The sequence below is a fragment of the Streptomyces sp. NPDC045846 genome (assembly GCF_056431605.1).
The window spans coordinates 1-1,381 of the sequence record NZ_JBWKKJ010000053.1; the positions used below are offsets into that span (position 1 = coordinate 1).

1 protein-coding gene is annotated in these 1,381 nt (G+C 65.6%); it reads right to left on the reverse strand.

The annotated features are described in order from the left end of the window. Positions 1-39: 39 nt before the first annotated feature. Positions 40-1,323, reverse strand: coding sequence for an IS256 family transposase (locus AC07F3_RS42370; RefSeq protein WP_479120451.1), 1,284 nt, complete (start codon positions 1,321-1,323; stop codon positions 40-42). Positions 1,324-1,381 lie beyond the last annotated feature (58 nt).

Below are 1,381 nucleotides of genomic sequence, written 5' to 3' on the forward strand. Positions count from 1 at the left end.
GGGTCTGTCCAATCAACGGCTGATCTTGGTTGTTGAGGTTCAGTTGTTGGCCGGGGTGAGCCGGCCTTCGAAGGCGATCTGGAAGGCGTTTAGGGGTGCCTTCCAGCGCATGGTCCACCGCTTGCGTCCCTTGCCGGTGGGGTCCAGGCTCATCAGCGCCATGTAGACGCATTTCAACGCGGCGGCCTCGGACGGGAAGTGGCCGCGGGCCCGGACGGCCTTGCGGATGCGGGCGTTCACGCTTTCGATCGCGTTCGTCGAGCAAATGACCTTGCGGATCTCGACGTCGAAGGAGAGGAAGGGCACGAACTCGGCCCAGGCGTCGGACCACAACTTCACTACCGCGGGGCACTTCTTGCCCCAGGCATCACTGAACTCGAGGAACCGCTCGGTCGCGGCGGCCTCGTTCGGGGCCGTGTAGACGGGCTTGAGGGCCTTGGCGACCTTGTCCCAGTCCTGCCGGGCGACGTAACGGAAGCTGTTGCGCAGAAGATGAACTATGCACGTTTGCACGATCGTTCGAGGCCAGACCGTCTCGACCGCGTCGGGCAGGCCCTTCAGTCCGTCGCAGACGAGCATGAGCACATCCTCGACGCCGCGGTTCTTCAACTCGGTGAAGACCGACAGCCAGTGTTTCGCGCCCTCGCCGCCGGTGCCGGCCCAGATCCCGAGGATGTCCCGGGTGCCGTCCACCGTCACGGCCATGGCAACGTAGATCGGCCGGTTCGCCACCTGGCCGTCGCGGATCTTCACGTTGATGGCGTCCACGAAGAGGACGGGGTAGACGCGGTCGAGGGGACGTGACTGCCATTCGGCCATGCCCTCCATCACCTTGTCCGTGATCGTGGTGATGGTCTGCTTGGACACCTCGGCCCCGTAAACCTCGGCCAGATGTGCCGAGATCTCCCCGTGGGTCAGCCCCTTCGCGGACAGCGAGAGCACCATCTCATCGACGCCGGTCAGCCGGCGCTGCCGCTTCTTGACGATCTGCGGCTCGAACGTCCCGGTCACGTCCCGCGGCACCCTCACCTCGACCGGGCCGACGTCAGTCAGCACCGTCTTCGAACGGGTGCCGTTACGGGAGTTGCCGCTGTTCCGGCCGGTCGCGTCGTGCTTCTCATAGCCGACGTGGTCGGTGATCTCGCCCTCCAGGGCGGACTCCAGCACCCGCTTGGTCAGCTGCTGCAGCAGCCCGCCCTCCCCGGTCAGCTGCAGCCCGTCCGTACGGGCACGGTCGACCAGCATCGCGATCAACTGCTCGTCCGACACCGCCTCCGCAGCCGACTCGACGACCGGCTCCTCCACGGCCCCGTGCTCGGTCATGGTCTCACTCATCAGGCGTCTCCTTGATCATCGGATCCGCCGTCTATTGGACACTCCC

Bases quoted from the DNA above. Each gene is read 5' to 3' on its own strand.
- AC07F3_RS42370 (WP_479120451.1), bottom strand. From the start codon at position 1,323: ATGACCGAGCACGGGGCCGTGGAGGAGCCGGTCGTCGAGTCGGCTGCG.